The 18,911-nt window shown below is 55.9% G+C and carries 15 protein-coding genes, 2 tRNA genes and 1 pseudogene; 9 read left to right on the top strand and 9 right to left on the bottom strand.

Annotation, left to right across the window (positions count from 1 at the left end):
- Window positions 1-34 precede the first annotated feature (34 nt).
- Entirely contained in the window at window positions 35-1,021 is a 987-nt protein-coding gene (locus tag AC1AY0_RS09090) for a fluoride efflux transporter FluC (RefSeq protein WP_101626490.1), read from the top strand.
- Window positions 1,021-1,392: a fluoride efflux transporter FluC gene (locus AC1AY0_RS09085; RefSeq protein ID WP_165781991.1), complete on the top strand. Its 372-nt coding sequence runs from the start codon at window positions 1,021-1,023 to the stop codon at window positions 1,390-1,392. The genes AC1AY0_RS09090 and AC1AY0_RS09085 overlap by 1 nt, the downstream gene beginning before the upstream one ends.
- A 104-nt stretch (window positions 1,393-1,496) precedes the next feature.
- Here AC1AY0_RS09085 and fbaA read toward each other — a convergent pair whose 3' ends face one another.
- The 7 genes from fbaA to AC1AY0_RS09050 form a co-directional block, all read right to left on the bottom strand.
- The gene (gene fbaA / locus AC1AY0_RS09080) at window positions 1,497-2,564 is read right to left on the bottom strand and encodes a class II fructose-bisphosphate aldolase (protein ID WP_101626488.1); all 1,068 of its coding nucleotides are present in this window, start codon (window positions 2,562-2,564) and stop codon (window positions 1,497-1,499) included.
- 116 nt (window positions 2,565-2,680) lie between these two features.
- Window positions 2,681-3,631, bottom strand: coding sequence for a DMT family transporter (locus AC1AY0_RS09075; protein WP_101626487.1), 951 nt, complete (start codon window positions 3,629-3,631; stop codon window positions 2,681-2,683).
- A gap of 133 nt (window positions 3,632-3,764) precedes the next feature.
- Window positions 3,765-3,838: transfer RNA gene (locus tag AC1AY0_RS09070), tRNA-Gly, on the bottom strand.
- Window positions 3,839-3,967: 129 nt separating this feature from the next.
- Complete coding sequence (gene htpX, locus AC1AY0_RS09065) at window positions 3,968-4,906, bottom strand: zinc metalloprotease HtpX (RefSeq protein ID WP_101626486.1); 939 nt, start codon at window positions 4,904-4,906, stop codon at window positions 3,968-3,970.
- Window positions 4,907-5,270: 364 nt separating this feature from the next.
- The gene (locus tag AC1AY0_RS09060; RefSeq protein WP_101626480.1) at window positions 5,271-6,722 is read right to left on the bottom strand and encodes an FAD-dependent oxidoreductase; all 1,452 of its coding nucleotides are present in this window, start codon (window positions 6,720-6,722) and stop codon (window positions 5,271-5,273) included.
- 597 nt (window positions 6,723-7,319) lie between these two features.
- Window positions 7,320-9,422: a heavy metal translocating P-type ATPase gene (locus AC1AY0_RS09055; RefSeq protein WP_101626479.1), complete on the bottom strand. Its 2,103-nt coding sequence runs from the start codon at window positions 9,420-9,422 to the stop codon at window positions 7,320-7,322.
- A 411-nt stretch (window positions 9,423-9,833) separates the two neighbouring features.
- Window positions 9,834-11,882 carry a S1C family serine protease gene (locus tag AC1AY0_RS09050; RefSeq protein ID WP_476526268.1) on the bottom strand — a complete coding sequence of 683 codons (2,049 nt, stop codon included), beginning with the start codon at window positions 11,880-11,882 and terminating at the stop codon, window positions 9,834-9,836.
- 252 nt (window positions 11,883-12,134) lie between these two features.
- Between AC1AY0_RS09050 and tgt the strand changes: the two genes are divergently transcribed.
- From tgt to AC1AY0_RS09020, 6 genes and pseudogenes are all read left to right on the top strand, one after another.
- Window positions 12,135-13,445 (top strand): tRNA guanosine(34) transglycosylase Tgt, encoded by a 1,311-nt coding sequence (gene tgt, locus AC1AY0_RS09045; RefSeq protein WP_476523033.1) that lies wholly within the window; start codon window positions 12,135-12,137, stop codon window positions 13,443-13,445.
- A 184-nt stretch (window positions 13,446-13,629) separates the two neighbouring features.
- A tRNA-Leu gene (locus AC1AY0_RS09040) sits at window positions 13,630-13,715 on the top strand.
- A 138-nt stretch (window positions 13,716-13,853) separates the two neighbouring features.
- Window positions 13,854-14,597, top strand: coding sequence for an SDR family oxidoreductase (locus AC1AY0_RS09035; RefSeq protein ID WP_476523044.1), 744 nt, complete (start codon window positions 13,854-13,856; stop codon window positions 14,595-14,597).
- A 42-nt stretch (window positions 14,598-14,639) separates the two neighbouring features.
- A pseudogene (locus AC1AY0_RS09030) lies at window positions 14,640-14,762 on the top strand (DivIVA domain-containing protein); the annotation flags it as partial.
- A complete protein-coding gene (locus AC1AY0_RS09025; protein WP_476523104.1) occupies window positions 14,745-15,056 on the top strand; it encodes a DivIVA domain-containing protein in 312 nt (103 codons plus the stop codon). The pseudogene AC1AY0_RS09030 and the gene AC1AY0_RS09025, both read left to right, overlap by 18 nt.
- A 23-nt stretch (window positions 15,057-15,079) precedes the next feature.
- The gene (locus AC1AY0_RS09020) at window positions 15,080-15,565 is read left to right on the top strand and encodes a very short patch repair endonuclease (protein ID WP_476523105.1); all 486 of its coding nucleotides are present in this window, start codon (window positions 15,080-15,082) and stop codon (window positions 15,563-15,565) included.
- Window positions 15,566-15,576: 11 nt separating this feature from the next.
- On the opposite strand, the gene AC1AY0_RS09015 is transcribed toward AC1AY0_RS09020, so the two are convergent.
- On the bottom strand, window positions 15,577-15,909 hold the full coding sequence (locus AC1AY0_RS09015) for a putative heavy metal-binding protein (RefSeq protein ID WP_476523045.1): 333 nt from the start codon (window positions 15,907-15,909) through the stop codon (window positions 15,577-15,579).
- 219 nt (window positions 15,910-16,128) lie between these two features.
- Here AC1AY0_RS09015 and AC1AY0_RS09010 point away from each other — a divergent pair, with 219 nt between their 5' ends.
- A complete protein-coding gene (locus AC1AY0_RS09010; RefSeq protein ID WP_476526267.1) occupies window positions 16,129-17,277 on the top strand; it encodes a hypothetical protein in 1,149 nt (382 codons plus the stop codon).
- 66 nt (window positions 17,278-17,343) lie between these two features.
- Here AC1AY0_RS09010 and AC1AY0_RS09005 read toward each other — a convergent pair whose 3' ends face one another.
- Window positions 17,344-18,813: a Sau3AI family type II restriction endonuclease gene (locus tag AC1AY0_RS09005; RefSeq protein ID WP_476526265.1), complete on the bottom strand. Its 1,470-nt coding sequence runs from the start codon at window positions 18,811-18,813 to the stop codon at window positions 17,344-17,346.
- Between the last annotated feature and the right edge of the window lie 98 nt (window positions 18,814-18,911).

The following is an 18,911-nucleotide window of genomic DNA, read 5'->3' as shown; positions in this document are numbered from 1 at the left end:
TGATTACTCGTCTATTTGACTGAGAACGTGGCTTATGTCCGATTCCGCGAATAATGCCAGTGTTGACGTTGCCGGTGATTTCGCCGGCAACGAGCCGCAGCCTAGCACTATAGAAATCTCCGCAGCACAAGTGCGTGCGCAATCCACTCCGGAGCCTCAGGGTGCTGCTGCGGCCGCACGTCCGCCAAAGATTCCACTTGCACCTATCAAAAAGGTTCAGGCGCGATTCAACCCGCTTGCCGACGGCATGGTGTATCTCGTGGTGTTTCTCGGCGGTACACTCGGTACAGCCATGCGTTATGGCCTGAGTTTTCTTATACCCGCCACCGCTCAGCCAGCCGGTTTCTGGCATTCATTCCATCTGCCTACGTTCATCGCCAATATGCTGGCCTGCTTCATTTTTGCAGGTCTTACCTCTTACCTTTCGCAAGCCATCTGGATTCGCAAGCGTGTACGCCAGCTCACTTCCCGCGGCTTGGGTATGGGCATGTGCGGCGGATTCTCCACACTGTCTGCTCTGGCAATCGAGGAGCTGACTTCCCTGCAAGTCAGCCATACAATGGGCGCAATCTTCTACCTGCTATTCAGCTTTGCTGGAGGCTTGTTGATGGCAGCCTGTGGTGCGCAGCTTGGACTTATGTTGACAGCGCATAAAACAGGCCGATTTGCGGCGGAAGCTTTACAACGCCAGCAATCTCAAGGTGGAGCAGTTCGGCATGTGACAGTTGGTGAAACAGTGCTAGTCGGCGGTTCCGATACAGCTGACGGCCGCGATGCCGGCAACGGTACTTCTGCTCATGGCAATAGCACTATTGATGACGCATCAACTAGCGAATCTGGGCCAATTTCTTCTTCTGGACAGACTGCGCATGCTGCTGCGTTACCAAACACAGCAGCATCCAGTACTATTGCAGCTTCTTCTGCTCCGATTGCCTCGATGGCGGAACCTTCCTTTGAACCGGCGCCGATCACCGATGAGATTCCTCTTACTGGCGACCTCACCACAGGGGAGGCTCACTGATGACTTTTCTGTTCGTCTGCATGTGCGGTGGCCTCGGAGCCACTGCTCGTTTTGTGTTGAACACGTCGATTCAGCAGATGTGGAAGCGACTGTTCCCGCTTTCCACATTTGTAATCAATGTAATCGCCACTTTCTGTGCAGGGTTGGCTGCTGCCGCATATGCACAGCAAGTTGTGCCGGAATCAACGTATTTGCTCTTTGTGACTGGATTCCTTGGCGGCTTTTCCACGTTCTCCACTGCGATTAACGAAATGGTTTCCCTGTTTCGTAATCGTCATTTCGGCATGGCAACGTTCTATTTGCTTACCACGATTGTGGTGCCGATTATCTGCGTAACTTTAGGCTGGCTTGTTGGCAGCCTAGTGCACTAAGTTGCTTCCCGGTTGCTTCCCGCCTTTTCTTTGCGACGCAATCACCGGAATGCGTCGCAAAGTTACTTCCCCAGTAGCGCAGAAATATAGCGCGAACAGTACTACTACTTCAGTGCTTTGCCAGCGGAACCGAGCTGCTGGCAAGCCTCAATCACACGCTGAGTCATGCCGGCCTCGGCCTTACGACCCCACGAGCGCGGATCGTAGAACTTCTTCTCACCGACTTCGCCGTCAATCTTCAGAACCTTGTCGTAGTTCTCGAACACGTGATCGGCAATCGGACGAGTGAACGCGTACTGCGTATCCGTGTCAATGTTCATCTTGACAACGCCATAGCTCACGGCTTCGGCAATCTCCTCCGGAGTCGAGCCAGATCCACCGTGGAACACCAGCTCGAACGGCTTGCCATTCGGGAAGGCCACTTGACCGGCAGCGCTCGGCAATTCGCCTTCCGCTACAGCACGAGCCACACGCGCCTGAATCTCACCCAGCAGAGCCGGACGTAGCTTCACCACACCGGGCTTGTATGCGCCATGTACATTGCCGAACGTGAACGCAGCCATGTATCGGCCACGCTCCCCCAGCCCCAGCCTGCGAGCCACTTCCAGACCATCTTCCGGAGTCGAATACAGCTTTTCATTGATTTCGGCAGAGTGGCCGTCTTCTTCGCCGCCAACTGCACCGATTTCAATCTCCAGAACCGTGTGTGCCGCCTGAGATTTCTCCAGCAGTTCCTCGGCGATATCCAGATTCTCCGTGAGCGGCACGGTGGAACCATCCCACATGTGGGACTGGAACGTCGGCTCCTTACCATGTGCCACTTCGTCAGCCTCGTATGCCAGCAGCGGGCGTACCCATTCGTCCAAGTACTGCTTGGCGCAATGATCCGTATGCAGCGCCACGGTGATATTCGGGTACTTCTCTGCCACTACGTGAGCGAATGAAGCCAGAGCCAGCGATCCGGTGACGCGATCATTCACGCCCGCACCGGAAACGTATGCTGAACCGCCCACAGAAATCTGGATGATGCCATCAGATTCGGCATCAGCAAAGCCCTTCAGCGCAGCGTTCAGCGTCTGCGAGCTCGTCACATTGATAGCTGGGTAAGCGTATCCGCCACGACGTGCGGCATCCAGCATTTCGGCATAACGTTCCGGTGTAGCAATTGTCATGGTTTTATTATGGCTCTCACCCTGCCCGCGCAAGTGCCGAGCTGGTTACAGGTGGCTGTGCGATTGGTCACATCTCGGTAAAATTTCTGCCGCATCAGCCACTACCGCACTAACCATTACCTCACTAGGAACACCATGATGAGAATCATGGCGAATCCGGCCAAGTCGGTCGGCGTGAAGATAGCGCCCGCGAACAGTACACCGGTGATGGTTGCGGTGACCGGTTCACTGGTACCGAGCATAGTGGCGCGCATAGCTCCGCAGCGCTGCGTACCGGCCAAGAACAGCCAGTAGGCGCCGAAAGTGCCGCCAACAATCGTGAACGCAACCAGCGCCAAACCGAGCGTATCCAACGAAGGCGCGGTTGCCCATGGGCGCACGAATGGCAAAAGCACCACTCCAGAAACCACGAACATAATGCCGTTGATGGTGAAGTTGCCCCATCGAGCCATCATCGCAATCGGCGCAATGGACATAATCGACGTGCACAATGCATCAAGTAAGCCCCAGAACAGACCAGCTGCAGGCAAGCTGAGCTGGCTGAGATCGCCTCCAGTTGCGATGAGCACTGTACCGGCAAAGGCCAGCGCGATGCCAATGCTCTCCTTCAGTCGCGGCAATCGCTGCCCTCGGACGCAAACAATCGCCAAAACGAACAGCAGATTCAGGCTCTGCAACACGGTGGCAGTGCCTGAATTAGTCCAGTCAATGGCTTTGAGATATGCCACTTGCACCAGTAGCACGCAGATAAGCGAGCAGGCGAGCAGCTTGAGATAGGATCCCCGATCTTTGAGCGCACCGATTAGCAACTTTGGCGTGAAAGCTCCAGAGCAGGCGATGAAAATAACGCCAGCCGCCAGTTCGCGTACGCAAGCAATCCAAAGAGGATCCGCATGATAGGTACCCATAAGCAGCTTGGACACTGTGGCATTAACACCCCATAATGTACCGCCGGCGAGCACCAGCGCTGCACCGACCAAAATGTCGTGCGGGGTGCGTTCGAACGTCGGAGTGCGCTGTGCTGACGTGGACTTGCGCTGCCGTGAAACAACCTTGGAAATACTCATCGCGCTTTACGATACGCGGGGAAAAGCACAGAATCGCCCCTGACACGTTGAAAGCGTGTTTTACAAATGCTTGTGTAAAGGGCAATCGTATCTTGGAAGACAAAAGAACCGTTGGATTTCCAACGGTTCTTGATGGAGCGGACGACGGGAGTCGAACCCGCCTCTAAAGCTTGGGAAGCTTTCATTCTACCGATGAACTACGTCCGCGTGTGCCCGACTTGCAACCGAAAACCACCAGTTGCAATGACGCACGGTTAGCTATGGTAGCACGGAATTGGAGAACTTAATGCGTTGCTCCCACGCTACGCGGCTTCCCTCAGAGAAGGAAGCCAGAAGTCATCGCAGAGCATGCACGGAATATGGCGCGGCTAGGGGCTGACCGCCGTTCATCTCCTGGGCCATCTGCATCAAGCGAGCAATACGCTGATCAGTTGGCGGATGAGTAGAGAACAGGCGAGAGAAACCGACAGAGGAGAACGGGTTCGCAATCATCATTGCACTCACCGACTGCGTGCCAGCGGTTTTGCGCATCGGTGTGGTTTGCGCACCATAGGAAATCTTATTCAACGCTGAAGCGAGCGCTTCAGGATCCCCAGTCAACAGACTGCCATCTTCATCAGCATCGTATTCACGAGTACGGGAGATTGCCATCTGAATCAGCGAAGCAGCAATCGGAGCCAAAATCGCACTTACCAGCACACCAATCAATCCAAGACCACCGGAATTATTATCGCGACTATCGCGCCCGCCGCCGAAATACATCAGTGAATAGCCAAGATATGTAATCACCGTGGCCATAGCGGAGGCGATTGCAGAAGTCAGAATGTCATGGTTATAGACGTGCATCAGTTCATGACCCAGAACACCGCGCAATTCGCGTGCGTTCAAAATCTGCAGAATACCTTGCGTGCAGCAAACCGCCGCGTGACGCTCATTGCGCCCAGTGGCAAATGCATTCGGGCTCATGGTGGGGGCAATATAAATGCGCGGCATCGGCTTGCCGGCCTTGGCACTGAGCTCGCGCACAATATGGTAAATCTCAGGAGCCTCCTGCTCACTGACTTCGCGGGCGCCCATCGAAGCGATGGCCAATTTGTCCGAGAACCAGTAGGAGACGAATGTGGTGGCTAGGCCAATCAGAATGTATATGCCCAGTGTTCCGCGGCTACCGCCTGTAGCCCACCAAATCAGCATGATGACGGCCCACATCAGGGCAAACAGCAGCGTCGTCTTCAGGCCATTGAAGTGGCCATGCACCCGTACATTGGCATTCATGAGGCCCAGCCTAAAGAGGGTAGCTGGATGATTGCTGGATATGCGCGGGGAGAAAAACCGAAGACCGCTCCACTTTGGCGATTACACACTTACGAAGAGTATTTTTGCCCTTCTGATATCTCTTTCTCCTTTTGACTGTAGGTTTTCCAACACTGACTGTAGGGAATCGAACACTAACTGTAGGAGATCCGACAAAAAACGTTGGAAAACCTACAGTCAGTGTTGGAAAACCTACAGAAGATGTCGAAAGACCGACAGTCAACGATGGAAAACCGACAGTCGAGGAATGGAAATATGCAAGAAGGGCGACTGAGAGAAATCCCAGCCGCCCTTTTGTGGTGCAGATAGTACCGATCAGCCCGACTCAGGCCAGAGCAAGCTCGCGCATCTGATCAGGTTCGATAACCTTCTTGTGCTCGCGGCCTTCCTTGGCGCCCTCAGCGCGTTCGAAAGCGTCGACCTTCTTCCATCCGGCGAAGTTGATCGGCTTGACACCGCGCTCGGCGAGCAGTCGGTCGATGGATTCGGGGTCGCGGTCTTCTGCCACGCGGCCACCTTCGGCAGCCTTGGCCAGATCCTCGAGCATGTTGGTCACGATGGCCAGTGCGTCGGACTTGGTGGAGCCAATCAGACCCACCGGGCCGCGCTTGGCCCAACCGGTGGCATACAGGCGATCGCGCACTTCGCCGCCCTCAGCTTCGGTGGTGATACGGCCGTCGCCATTAGCGTTGGCCAGATGAGCACCGTGCTCGTCATAAGCAATACCCGGAGCTTCAGCCGGCTTGTAGCCGATGGCATGGTACACAGCCTCAACCGGATAGTCGGTAAATTCGCCGGTGCGATGCATCTTGCCGTCAGCGCCGGTTTCGGTGCGCTCCACGCGAATAGCCTTCACCTTGCCGTCTTCGCCGAGAATCTCGGTGGGAGCGGAGTTGAAGTGGATGTAGTACTTGCGATCGGCCGGATTGCCTTCGAAGTCCACATCGCCGTCGTCTTCCATGTCTTCGGCCATCTCGCGCACAGCGAACAGCTCCTCGACCATCTGGCGGGTGAGCTTGTCCTTGCCGGCCACCTCGATGGTGCCGTCATCCAGATCGAAGTCGTCTTCGTTGATAATCAGCTGCACGCCAGGCAGCTTCTCCATCTCGCGAAGCTCCTGCACGCTGAACTTGGCCTGGGCCACGCCACGGCGGATGAACAGGTGCAGCACCTTGGCCTTGTTCTGGCCGATGCCTTCGTAGACGTTGTCCGGAATGTCGGTCTTGGCCTTGAGATCGTCGGCATTGCGCATCAGCTCGCGGGCCACATCCATAGCCACGTTGCCGCCGCCGATCACGGCGACGTTCTCGGCGGTCAACGGCCATTCGCGAGCGCCAGTTGGGTAACCGTCGTACCATTCCACGAACTTGGCAGCGCCGTACACACCTTCAAGGTCGGCACCAGGCAGGTTCAGCGGCTTGTCCTTGACCGCGCCGGTGGCGAACAGCACGGCGTCATAGCGGGCTAGAAGGTCTTCGAGGGTTACGTCCTTGCCGAATTCCACATCGCAGTAGAGGTGGATGTCCGGGTTGTCGAGCGTCTTCTCCAGCGCGGAGGCGATGAACTTGATGGACGGGTGGTCAGGGGCCACGCCGTAGCGCACCAGACCGAACGGCACCGGCAGCTTCTCGAACAAATCGATACGAGCCTTGGTGCCGAGGCCGAGTTCCTCGCCCAGCTTGTTGAGCTGGCGCAGGAAGATATCGGAAGAGTAGACGCCGGCCGGGCCAGCGCCAATAACAGCAATACGCAATTCGTTATTCACAGATTCAGTCACGCGTTACAGGTTATCGCAAAGCCTGCCGCTGCAACAGGGGGCAAATGGTGCGAATTCTGTGTTTTTGCGGTGCGAGGGCGGGAAATACCGGCGTGCAACCGCAGGAGCACCTGCAGCTGCACACCTGACTGGCCGCCGGCAGGGGCAAAACCTCGGCTCACCCGATTAAACGCCTCACCTGCATATCATCAGCAAGGCAATTCCTCAGGCAGACCAAAGTTCTTCCCCGCTAATCCAACCACCGGCGAGGCAAAACCACAGATTAGCCACAACTTTGCTCCGCTGAGAAGCCACCAACGAGGCAAAAACCTCGGTCTAAGCGCGGTTTCGCCTCACTCACAAGCTGTCAGGGGAACAGAACCTCGATTAAACCGGGGATTTGCCCCACTAACTGGCCATCAACGAGGTAAATCCTAGGTTTAATCGCGGCTTCGCCCCACTCAGAAGCCGCCAGTGAGGCAAATCCTCGATCTGCCCGAGGAATCACCCCACTAATCAGCCGTCAGCGGAGCGAATCCACTAATCGCCCGATGATTTGCCCCGCTGACTAACCACCAGCAGGAGCAAAACCTCGAACTAGCCGAGGAAGCGCCGCGCTCAGTCGCGGTCTAGCACGGCGGTGAGGGCCCAGAGGATGCTGACCACGTCGATGGCCTCCTGCAGGAAGGCGCCAACCACCACCGGAATCAGGTTGAAGGCGGCGGCGAGCATGCCGACGACCGCGAGCGCGAGGCCTGCAATCACGGCCTGCAGCATGATGCGCTTGGTGCGGCGGGCGATGGCGATGGCGCGCGGTACAGCGGCGATGTCGTCGTTCATGATAACGATTTGAGCGCTTTCCGAGGCGGCAGTAGATGTGCCGTCCGTAATGGCCACGCCGAGGTCGGCGGCCGCCAACACGGGCGCGTCGTTCACACCGTCCCCCACCATCATCGTGACCGGGTCGGCCGCCTGCACCGCCGCCACCTTGTCTTCCGGGAACAGTTCGGCGTGCACTTCGTCAATGCCGACCTCTCGGGCGATGATTTCGGCGGAGGCACGCTTGTCTCCAGTGAGCATCGTGAGCTTGGAAACCCCCAACTCATGCAGCCTCGCGAGCGCGGCTTTGGTGTTGGCGCGAGGCACATCTCGCAGCACTATGCGGGCAATCAACTGGCCGCCAACAGACACATAGGAGGCCATTTCATCCGGCTGCAGCATGCCAAATCGCATGCGCACATCGCTTGGACTCGTCGCCAAGAAGCCATCGTCCCCGGCCGCCGCAAACGCCAGTCGCCCGACACGAACGGCATGTCCGTTCACCTCACCAGACACGCCTTTACCGGTGTCCTCGCGAATGTTCTTCACCACCGGATAATCACGACCATGACCCGGCGTACTAGCCTCAGGCTCCGGGCAGTCACGCTGACCGGCAGCAAACCGGGCGCGCAAGCGAGCCATCGCCTCCGCACCAGCCTTGGCAATACCTTTAGACAGAATATGCACCGAGTAGCCTTCCACCACACCGGCCATCATCAGCACATGGTCCTCATTGAGCTGAGTTTCCACCCCCGGCAGCATCTCAACGCGTACCACCTGAGGCTGTTTCACCGTGAGCGTGCCGGTTTTGTCAAAGAACACCTGCGTTACGCGACCCAGATTTTCCAGCACATCCTGCGTCTTAATCAGCACGCCGGCAGCAGCCAAACGAGACGTACCAGCGATGTACGCCACAGGGGCAGCAATCAGCAGCGGGCAGGGCGTGGCCAGGACCAGTACCTGAGCGAATCGAGTCGGCACACCAGACACAACCCAAGCAATACCAGCAATTGCCAGCGAAAGAATCGTAAACGGTACCGCCAATCGATCCGCAGTTTTGACTACCGCCGGGCGGGAATCCTGAGCAGACTCAACCAACTGTAAAATCCGCTGATACTGCGAATCAGCAGCTGCCTGAGTGGCGCGCATGGTCAGCGCAGCCGAACCGTTCACTGCACCAGACATCACGCGCGCGCCGGCGAACACGGTGCGCGGCACCGGCTCGCCATTAATCGCGCTCAGGTCAAGTGTGGCCTCGCCGGAGAGCAGCTCGCCATCGACCGGCACAGTCTCGCCCGGCAGCACCATCAGTACATCGCCCGGCTGGACCTGGGCGACCGGGACCGTGGCGAAATGCTGCGCCGCGCTTGCTGCCATCAAAGCCGAGCCCACACGCCGGAAGCCGTCGGACAAATCGCCCTTATCAGCAGCAAACCCGCGGCCCACGCCCGGCAGGTTGACGACGTGCGCGGTTTGCGGGGCGGCATTCATCAGTGCGGTCAGACTGCGCTCGGCCTTGCTTTGCGCGTACTCTTCAATGGCTTCGCCGGACGTGATCATCAGCGTTACCGCCCAGCTGGCCCAGTATTCATGAACAGCCACCGTGGAGAGAATCGCCACCACGGCGAGCAGGTCCACGCCAAGTTGGCCGTGGCGAATATCGTCAATCATGCCGCGGACGGTGTCGATCACGATGATCAGCACCAGCGCGATGACCAGCCACTGGCCAAGGCCTGGATTGTTCAGAATCGGCAGATTGATCACGCTTCCCCATGGGCGCCAATCATCCAGCAAAGCCAGTGGGATTGCAGAAAGAATGACTACCGGCAGCATCGGCACTAATTTGCAAACGCGGATGACTGCGGCAAGTAGCCGGGGAAAGAATTGAGAGAGATTGTGCATCTCATACTCCTTAAGCTCGTATACGGGGCCGATTCAGCAGCGAGCGCGAGCGGAAGTGGGTATGCGGGCGCGTGGCCAGCCGAAATCGGCACATGGTCACGCCTTGTTAACCCACCGGCGTCTATGCCGGGCAGTCGGTGATATGGGACTGACATGCCCATGTTCTCAACTGCTCCGCGCAACTTTCCGATACACGGCGTAAAGAAATATTCAGTTATTGCACTTGCTATGGTGCCGCATACGGCGGACTTTGGCACTGCGCGTGCCGGAATCTGCCGATGCATTGCGCGCGTCTACCTCACGCGTAGCAACGCAAAAGGACCGTGGGGGGTCATGCCCTCCACGGTCCTTTGATTGTCCGACATGGCGTTCAGCGGTGGCCGCCCAACGTCATGTGACGTTCAGTCGGCTTTACCACAGGCCGAACGGATCGGTGAAGCCACCATCGTCACCAGTGCCGCCATCGCTGTTGCCGTTACCGCTGCCATTGGAACCATTGCCGTTCTGGTTGTTGTTATTGTTCTGGCTGTTGCCGTTGTTGTTCGAGTTGGAGCTGGACGAACCGTTTACGGACGATTCCTCCTGGTCGAGCGTCACGTCAACGTCCATGGTCTTGCCATCGCGCACGATGGTCAGGGTTGCCTTGTCACCCAAGGCGGCGGCACGCACGAAGCCGAGCAGCGAGTAGTTGTTGTTCACTGCGTTGCCGTTGAAGGCCACGATGGTGTCGCCTTCCTTCAGGCCCGCCTTGTCGGCCGGGCTGCCGGAGACCACTGCAGAACCGGTGGAGGTCGACTTGGTGATGGTGGCGCCGCCACGGGTTACGCCGTCAGCCTCAACGGTGTCAGACTTAATGGTCACGCCGAGGGCCACATGGGTCACCGAGCCATCCTTGATGATTTCGTTAGCCACACGCTTGACCAGGTTGGACGGGATTGCGAAGCCGATACCGATGGAGCCTGCGGAATCAGAAGAGGTTGCAGTGGATGCAATCGACGAGTTGATGCCAATCACCTGGCCGGCAGCGTTGAAGGTCGGGCCACCAGAGTTACCAGGGTTGATAGCGGCGTCAATCTGCACAGCGTTGGTGACGATTTCGTTGTTGCTGTCATCGGTCACGGTCACCGGGCGGTTCAGAGCGGAGACGATACCAGTGGTGGCGGTGTCGTCGTAACCGAGCGGGTTGCCGATGGCCATCACGTTCTCACCCACGGCAAGCTGATCGGAATCAGCAAATTCCACGGCCTTCAGGTCGCTCGGCGGGTTGTCGAGCTTGATCACTGCGATATCGGTAGTGGTGTCGGTGCCGACAAGCTGAGCGGTGTACATGGTGCCGTTGGCGAGCGTCACCTGAATCTGCTGCGCGCCGGAAATCACGTGGTTATTAGTCACGATGTAGCCCTCAGTGCTGATGATGGCGCCAGAGCCCTTAGCAGTACCGTTGCTTAGCTGAGTCTGAATGGAGACCACGGAACCGGAAACGTCGCTGGCAACAGTCTGCCAATCAGGAGCCTCGCCAGTCTTCGCAGTTGCGGAGCCGGAACCGGACTTGTTCGAGGTCACGTTGGCGAGCGAGCTGGAGGTAGGAACAGTCACCCAGCCGTACGTGATCGCAGCATAGCCGAGGCCGAGGCACAGCGCGGCAGCCACAACGGCGGCAACTACTGCGGCGATAATGCTGGAAGCGGTCTTGCTCAGGCCCTTGGCGGCCGGAGCAGCAGCGCCCGGCTGACCGGGCTGACCAGCCGGCGGGAATCCCGGCTGACCGGCAGTCGGACCGTTCGGAGTGCCCGGCGTACCGGCTGCGTTATTGGCGTTGCCTGCGGCGTTAGTGCCATTATGAGCACCAAAGCCGAAGAAACCGCCCTTATTGCTATTCTGGCCGTTCTGGCCGTTCGGCGCACCTTGCGGGGCAAACGGGTTGCCGTTGGATGCGTGAGAAGGCGTGCCCGGCTGCGGGTTGTTGGTGAAATACGGGTTGCGATTGCCTGCCTGGCCAGGCTGCGGAGCGGTCTGGCCGAACGGCAGCGGCTGGGTAGGTGCGCCTTGAGCGCCCTGCTGACCGGACTGGCTGGTCTGGTTAGCGGTCGGGACTGGGCCGTACGCACCGAACTCAGGGGCCGGACGGTACAGCGGAGTCGTGGCGTTCGGATCAGAAGCCTGAGCACCGGCAGCATTCGGGGTGGCCGAGGCGGAAGGCGCGGAAGAAACCACCGTGCTCTCGCCCTTGGCGGAGGCATAATCAGGCACTGGTTCGGTTACTGCAGCCTGAGGCGCGGTTTCAGTAGCGTCCGGGCTGGCAATCGGCTGGGTGGCATCCAGACCAGCGTTTGCGGTCGTAGGTGCGTTTGCGGATGCAGGCTGCTGCGCCTGCGCGTCAGAAGATTGAGTGTTTTGCGGATTACTCTGCGAATCCTGCGGGGTCTGGTCGACGCCCTGCGGGTTGAATTCGTCAGCCATTACTGCTCCTTCGATGATATTCATTACGTCTCTTCAGCACTGCTCACCGTTCGCATCGGTAAGCTCGTGCTCTCGTGCTCTACCTCTGTAGTAAAGGCATTTAATCTGGAGGTTTTCTGAATGTTCGTTGAAAGTCTATGCGTAATCTGCGAGGAGTCCCATGGATATCTCGAATGCCTGCGTTAGTAGGAGCCAGTTTGAACCGCACCGACATTTCTTCAGTTTTCCCGCCCTTTTGCCTAAAGTAAAACCATGACAAGCCTTCTTGAACATCCGCGCGGCGCACAGCCAGGCCAGCCCGGCGATCGCAGCGCATTCAGCTTCGAAACCATTACCCGACTTTCGTCCACAGCGAACGGCCTCGGCCGAGACGGCGCTCGATATGGCCGCACCGGCATTATTCACACCCCGCACGGCGACATTCGCACACCCGCTTTTGTACCGGTGGGCACGCAGGCAGCTATGAAAGCCGTGCTTCCCGAGCAGATGAAAGACCTCGGCGCACAGTGTCTGCTTGCCAACGCATTCCACCTGTTCGAACGCCCCGGCGAGGATGTGCTGGATGCGGCGGGCGGTCTCGCACGCTTCATGAACTGGGATGGCCCGACCTTCACTGATTCAGGCGGATTCCAGGTAATGTCTTTGGGCGTCGGCTTCAAGAAGACGCTCGCAATGGACGTAACCGGCATGAAGTCGGACGACATCATCGCCAAAGGCAAGGAACGCATGGCCTGGGTGGATGAGGATGGCGTGACCTTCAAGTCACCGTTGAATGGTTCTTCACATCGTTTTTCCGCTGAGATTTCCATGGGCATTCAGCACAAGCTGGGTGCAGATATCATGTTCGCATTCGACGAGCTCACCACGCTGATGAATACTCGCTCCTACCAAGAGGATTCAGTGGAGCGCACTTTCCGCTGGGCCAAACGCTGCGTAGCCGAGCATGAGAGGCTGACTGCCGAACGTTTGGGCAAGCCATATCAGGCACTGTACGGCGTGGTGCAGGGCGCGAATTATGAGGATTTGCGCCGTCACGCCGCCGAGCAGATTGCTTCGCTGGACTTCGACGGCGTGGGCATTGGCGGCGCAATTGAAAAACGCATTATTGGCGATACGTGCGCCTGGATTTGCGATGCGATGCCGGAGAGTCGCCCGCGCCATGTGCTGGGCATTGCTTCTGTGGATGATATTTTCGCTTGCGTGGAGAATGGCGGCGATACGTTCGACTGTGTGGCTCCCGCCCGTTGCGCCCGCAATGGCGCGATTTTCACCCGCGCCGGCCGCTACAACATCAAGCGCGCTCAGCATAAGTTTGATTTCGGCCCGCTGGAGGAAGGCTGCACCTGCTATACCTGCCAGCATTATTCGCGCGCCTATGTGGATCATCTGCTGCGAGCCCGCGAGTTCAACGGTTTCACGCTGGCCACGATTCATAATGAGCATTTCTTCGTCAAGCTGCTCGATGATATTCGCGCTTCGATTGACGGCGGATATTTCGACGAATTCCGCGACGAGACGCTGGCTCACTTCTACGGCAACGGGGCACGCAAGCCGGGCCTGTGAGCCTGCGCGCTTACTCTTGCGGCTCCCTTCTCGTTAGACGGAAAGGAGCCGCAACACCTAGGCGACTGCGAGGCCGCTCTCAGCATGTATAAGCGCGGCAATCCCGGGAATAAGCCTCAAGAACAATCGCGACACGCCGAGGATTGTGCAATTGCACCTGCGGGTGTAAATTAGCCGATTGTCTGCGAGTGTGGCGGAATGGTAGACGCGCTGTCTTCAGGTGGCAGTGAGTGTATGCTCGTGGGGGTTCAACTCCCCCCACTCGCACCAGCAACAAAGGGCTGGAACCGAAAGGTTCCAGCCCTTTTGCTTTATCATAATGCTGAATGATGCTGGACGCTGCTTGGCCATGGCACTGCCCGGCAGCGCGGCAACATCAAGTATGAAAGCATAAAAGGCAGGCGAATCATGACAGCACTCAACGGCAAACGTGTGCTTATCATCGGCGGCACTTCGGGATTTGGGCTGGAAATCGCGAAACAAGCCCTCGGTGAAGGAGCTGACGTAATCGCAATTGGTCGGTCGCCCGAGCACCTCGACTCCGCGAAATCCGCATTGGATGAGATTGCCGAAATCTCCAACCGCAATGTGCATGCGGAAGTAACCGCTCTCGATGCAACAGACGAGGAGCAGCTCACTCAGTTCACCGAAGCCCACGCCCTATTCGACCATGTTGTTTCAATGATGGGCGGCGCAATGGGTGGCGGATTCCTCGACAACACCAACGACGCCATCCGCGCTGCAGTGGACGGCAAGTACCTCACTGCGCTAAGCATTGCCCGCATCGTACTGCCGCATATTGCGGACGGCGGCTCCCTGACGTTGACCGCAGGCTCCGGCGGCCGCCCATACAACGCCTCCGGCGCAGTACTGGGCAATCAGGCAATCGAAACGCTGGTACAGGGCCTGGCTATCGAATCGGCCCCGCGCGTGCGCGTCAACGCAGTGGCTCCTTGGTGGACGCCGACCGGATTATGGCGCAACATGACCCCAGAGCAGCTCAAAGCCCAGACCGAGCAGATGGCCAGCGCCAACCCACTCAAACGGCTCGGCGCCATCGGCGAGGTCGCGGACGCCTATCTGTTCCTGATGCGCAACGGCTTCATGAACGCCGAAACCATCCACGTCGACGGCGGCGTCAGCGCACTATAACAGTGCTGAACAAAGGCACAGAGCAGATCAATGAGGGGATGATTGAGATTGATTAGCACGAAAGATATTGAGACCAAAATATTTCAGACCGTGCGGTTCAGGGAAGGGTATGACGTGGACGAAGTCGACGAATTCCTCGACCAGGTCATTGCACGGGCCAAGGCCGACCGTCCCATAACGCCCGCGGAGCTCGACGCGCAAACATTCCAGACCGTGCGTTTCAAAGAGGGATACGACATGAACGAAGTCGACGAATTCCTCAAAGAGCTGGCTAATGGCGTAGCAGTCGACGAGGCATCCCCCGCGAGCGCGCACTCCGATCCCGTGGAATCCAATACGGAATCCAACACGAATCCCAGCGCAGCGACTCCAGCACGCACCGACTTCACGCCCGAGCCCCATGTCCGCGTTTCCGGCAGCGACCCGTTCTCCGGCGGTAACGCCCAGATGCCATGGTAAACAGCAACGGCGGCAAACCACGAATGCAGCGGAAACCGCGCAAATCAACTAAACCTGAAAAGTATGCGCGGGGTACGCGATCGTACACAATGTCGCATATCCGCGGCAAGGATACGTCGATTGAGATGCTGGTGCGCAGCTATTTGTTCCGCCGCGGGCTCAGGTTTCGTAAGAACGATAAGCGCTACCCCGGTCACCCTGATGTGGTGCTGCCGAAGTACCGCACCATTGTGTTTGTGAATGGTTGCTTCTGGCATATGCACGAGGGGTGCGCGAAGCATTCGATGCCGAAGTCGAATGTGGAATTTTGGACGGCGAAACTGCTGCGCAATCGTGCGCGCGACGCCGCCCAGCACGCCGAGTTAGCGGCTGCCGGGTGGCGCGTCATCGTGGTGTGGGAATGCGAGCTGAGCAAGGCTGCGCGCGAAGATCGACTGGCGAAGCTGTACGAGCAGATTGTTGGCGGCAGTGCAGTCGATGAGGAATCTATGAGCGATTCCGAGAGCTAAGTGGTGTTCAGTCAGCCCTTGCGCGCGAGCTGCACGGCGGTTCCGGACGCGGTGACCATGAGCATGGAGCCGTCCGTGCCGAGCACTTCGTAGTCGATATCGACGCCGACCACCGCGTGCGCGCCCATCGCCTCCGCGCGCTGCTGCATTTCAGCGATTGCCTCGTTGCGCGCGTTCATCAGCTCCTCCTCATAGCCCTGGCTACGGCCGCCGAACATGTTGCGGAAGCTGGCACCGATGTCCTTGAACATGTTCACGCCGGCAACCACTTCGCCGAACACAATGCCCTGGTAGTTGGTGATAGCGTATCCCTCGACGGACGGAGTTGTGGTGACGAGGATCATGGAAGTCTCCTTTGGCTGCTGTGGGCGCGGTTGCAGACGCTGCGCAGGCGGTTACGAACGAGCGCCGACCCGCGTTTACTGCAATCCTATAGGCAGTCTCATTTGCGCATTATCCCCGTGTCTCAGCACACGCACCAGCTAGCACAGACGATACAATCATTCTAGTATGGAGCCCGTAGCCCAACGAAGGGATTGAGAATGGCGGGGTATATTTTCACGATGGACAGCATCGAATCTATAGTCGAATGCTTTGAAAAAGGTGTTTATTCTACGTATGTGTCACCGAGATGGGGGAAAATAAAGTATGCCACATTTGCCGATTATTTAGCCATGAAACCAGGCGATAATGTGTATTTCTTTACGGAAAGAATGGTATATGGCATTGGCGAAATAGTTAATTTCGCAGACTCTACAACAGTAATCAATAACTACCCATCGATACAATCCAATGTAGTTAATACGAAACACACGACGCTAAACCCAGCACCAGCAAGAGAAGACAATAAAGTACGACAATGGGTTATTCGTTTTGTTCCTTCTCCTTACTTCTATAAGCAGGGGATTGACATGGATACACTGCTAGAATCCGACCCTTCAGCGTTTCGCTCCCTGCGGGTTTTTTCCAGCAAATCCTTTATTAAATTTGACGATAAAGAAAACAATGCATTTCGGGCGGCATTGTTCCGCGCTAATTTCAGAGAAGACACTGATACACCACCAGAAGTCATACACAGCAATCCAGAGAATACTCTGGAACAAATCACCTCAAGACTCACAAAATACAGAGAATCACTTCTCAGTAGAAAAACCTCGGTTAAACCAGTACTTGAAAGCAGACGGCAGCCCGATGGCTCATCATCTGCAGAAATGCTAGTGGAAGCCGGACTTTTGGAACAACTCACTCAAGCATCACCAGAAGCTGAACAAGTATTCGGCCACTGGGACTATCTGTCCCACCAAGTAGCAGCTTCACCCTTGAAGCCGGTCCAATACATGGATTTCATCGACGTCTTTGGTTATCGATGGATTCCAGATATTCCCGATAAAGTGATTAATAAATATCTTATTGTCGAGATAAAGAAAGGTATTCTTACCGGGCTAGACTGCGAAGAGGCAACCGCCCAAGTGATGAAATATGTGGATTGGGTATGCGACAACTATGCTCATGGGGACTACTCACAAATCAAGGCCTTTCTGATAGCACATGATTTTGAAGAGGCACCAGCCAACGTCTCCAATTCCATAATCAGGAATTACACCATAAATCACCGTCCTGTCCAAACAGCGCAATGGGATGACCTAACTTTAGTGACATACAGCATAGAAGAGGATGGTACATTGTCTTTCGACAAGTACAAGGATGCATAAGTTATGAGTTATTGTCGTGTGCGCTGCGGAAAAACACTGCAGCGCACACGACAAAATCATAGTGCATTACCTCCATCCATATCTGCTCGAGACAATCTTTGCGATATACTGCCTATCCAGCCAGAACGCTTGCTTGGTTATTCTCTCACCATTAGGCAAAAGCACCGTATCTTTCCCATCTTTGCCTTTAGGCCGAATATGAAAAACACCATTAAAAGATGGCCCCGGCAATTCATTCGTCCCCCTGCCATAATGTAAGGGCTTCTTAGCAATCATTGCCTCATGCAACCATTCCCAGACAGGCCGAACGTACTTTTCGATATCCTTTTCAGGCATATTCCACAAAAATGCATCAGTGAAGACATCATCCAACTTACTACTTTGCGACCGACGCAAGCCACTGGCGCGGAAAACCATAAACAAGAATCGATTCTCTTCAAAGAATTTATAAAGGAAGGAGTCATACCATTCCACGGAAGAATTCCCCAACTCCTGCCATTCTTCTTCGGATATTTGCCGGAAAGACATATGCTCCTGAGGGCGAGTAACACCCTCATACATAACAATCGTCTTGACACCGGTCACATTGGCCTTTGCAAACTGCTCAATATTACCAATAGACCGCTGCGCAGATTCGAGCATTCCTAAAGCCAGTTGTGAATTGAACTGCTTCGGCGCAGCAGATAACAAATGTAAATCTCGTGCTATAGAACCTGTAGCTTTCCCGAAATAACGTGAAACTTTCTTATGAATATAATCCTCTAGCGCCTGATCAGGCGTGAAGGGGAGAGACTCACCGCTTGCTCCATGGAGCAATCTTCTGATAACAGCTGTCATATAAGACGCTTTGAAGCTAAAAGCGCGCTGTTTAGCTCGAATCAAATCATTAGGGCTGTCCACCGGAGCTGGAGCATCACGTAAAGTGGAAGAATTTGCCCCTTTAGTGCATGCAGCAAGATAATTAGTATCAGCTTCACTCAACTGGTCCGCATGCCCGCTAGCGACTTTATCTCGTATAACCTTCCAGTCTTGACGTATTGTCGCTAAATCTTCAGGCGCATATTGCAACAGATAAGCCATCAAAACAGTGCAATCAACACGAAGCTCCTTCTTCGTATCAGTGCGGTCATCGTAGTAATACACCAAAATGATGTTTTGTGCCTTGCTCCACATTTGTGAGGTCTCAAAAGACCTTTCCTGAGCGAGCTTAAAGTAATTAATAACATCGATAACAAGCCGCTCTTTTGCAGAAGTCTCTTTACCATTCCGCACATGCTTTAGGGGTGTCACCTTAAGCTCATAACGACTATTACCAATCTGAATATCCGCTTCGGCATCCGAATTAACAGGGTATCCCAGCACAGACTCTTCGATGATATTGCCAAGGGCACCTTTATTGGCTAAAACATCAGCACGACCCGTCTTATCCAATTCACGGAAAGTCTTCCCCTCTGCGCTCGTAAGAATATCCATTACTTCTTGCAATGTGCTATATGAACGACTCTCGTTCAAAATCACATCAGAATATTGCCCCATTGCTACACCCTTTGCTATCGGTTTCAGCAATAGTCTACTTTCTCACAAGCCTTTATTGCCATAATTGCAACCCACAGGTTGATCAAAAGCCCTTTTTC

Source organism: Bifidobacterium sp. LH_416, from assembly GCF_056357055.1.
This window is presented reverse-complemented; position numbering and strand designations above follow the sequence as displayed.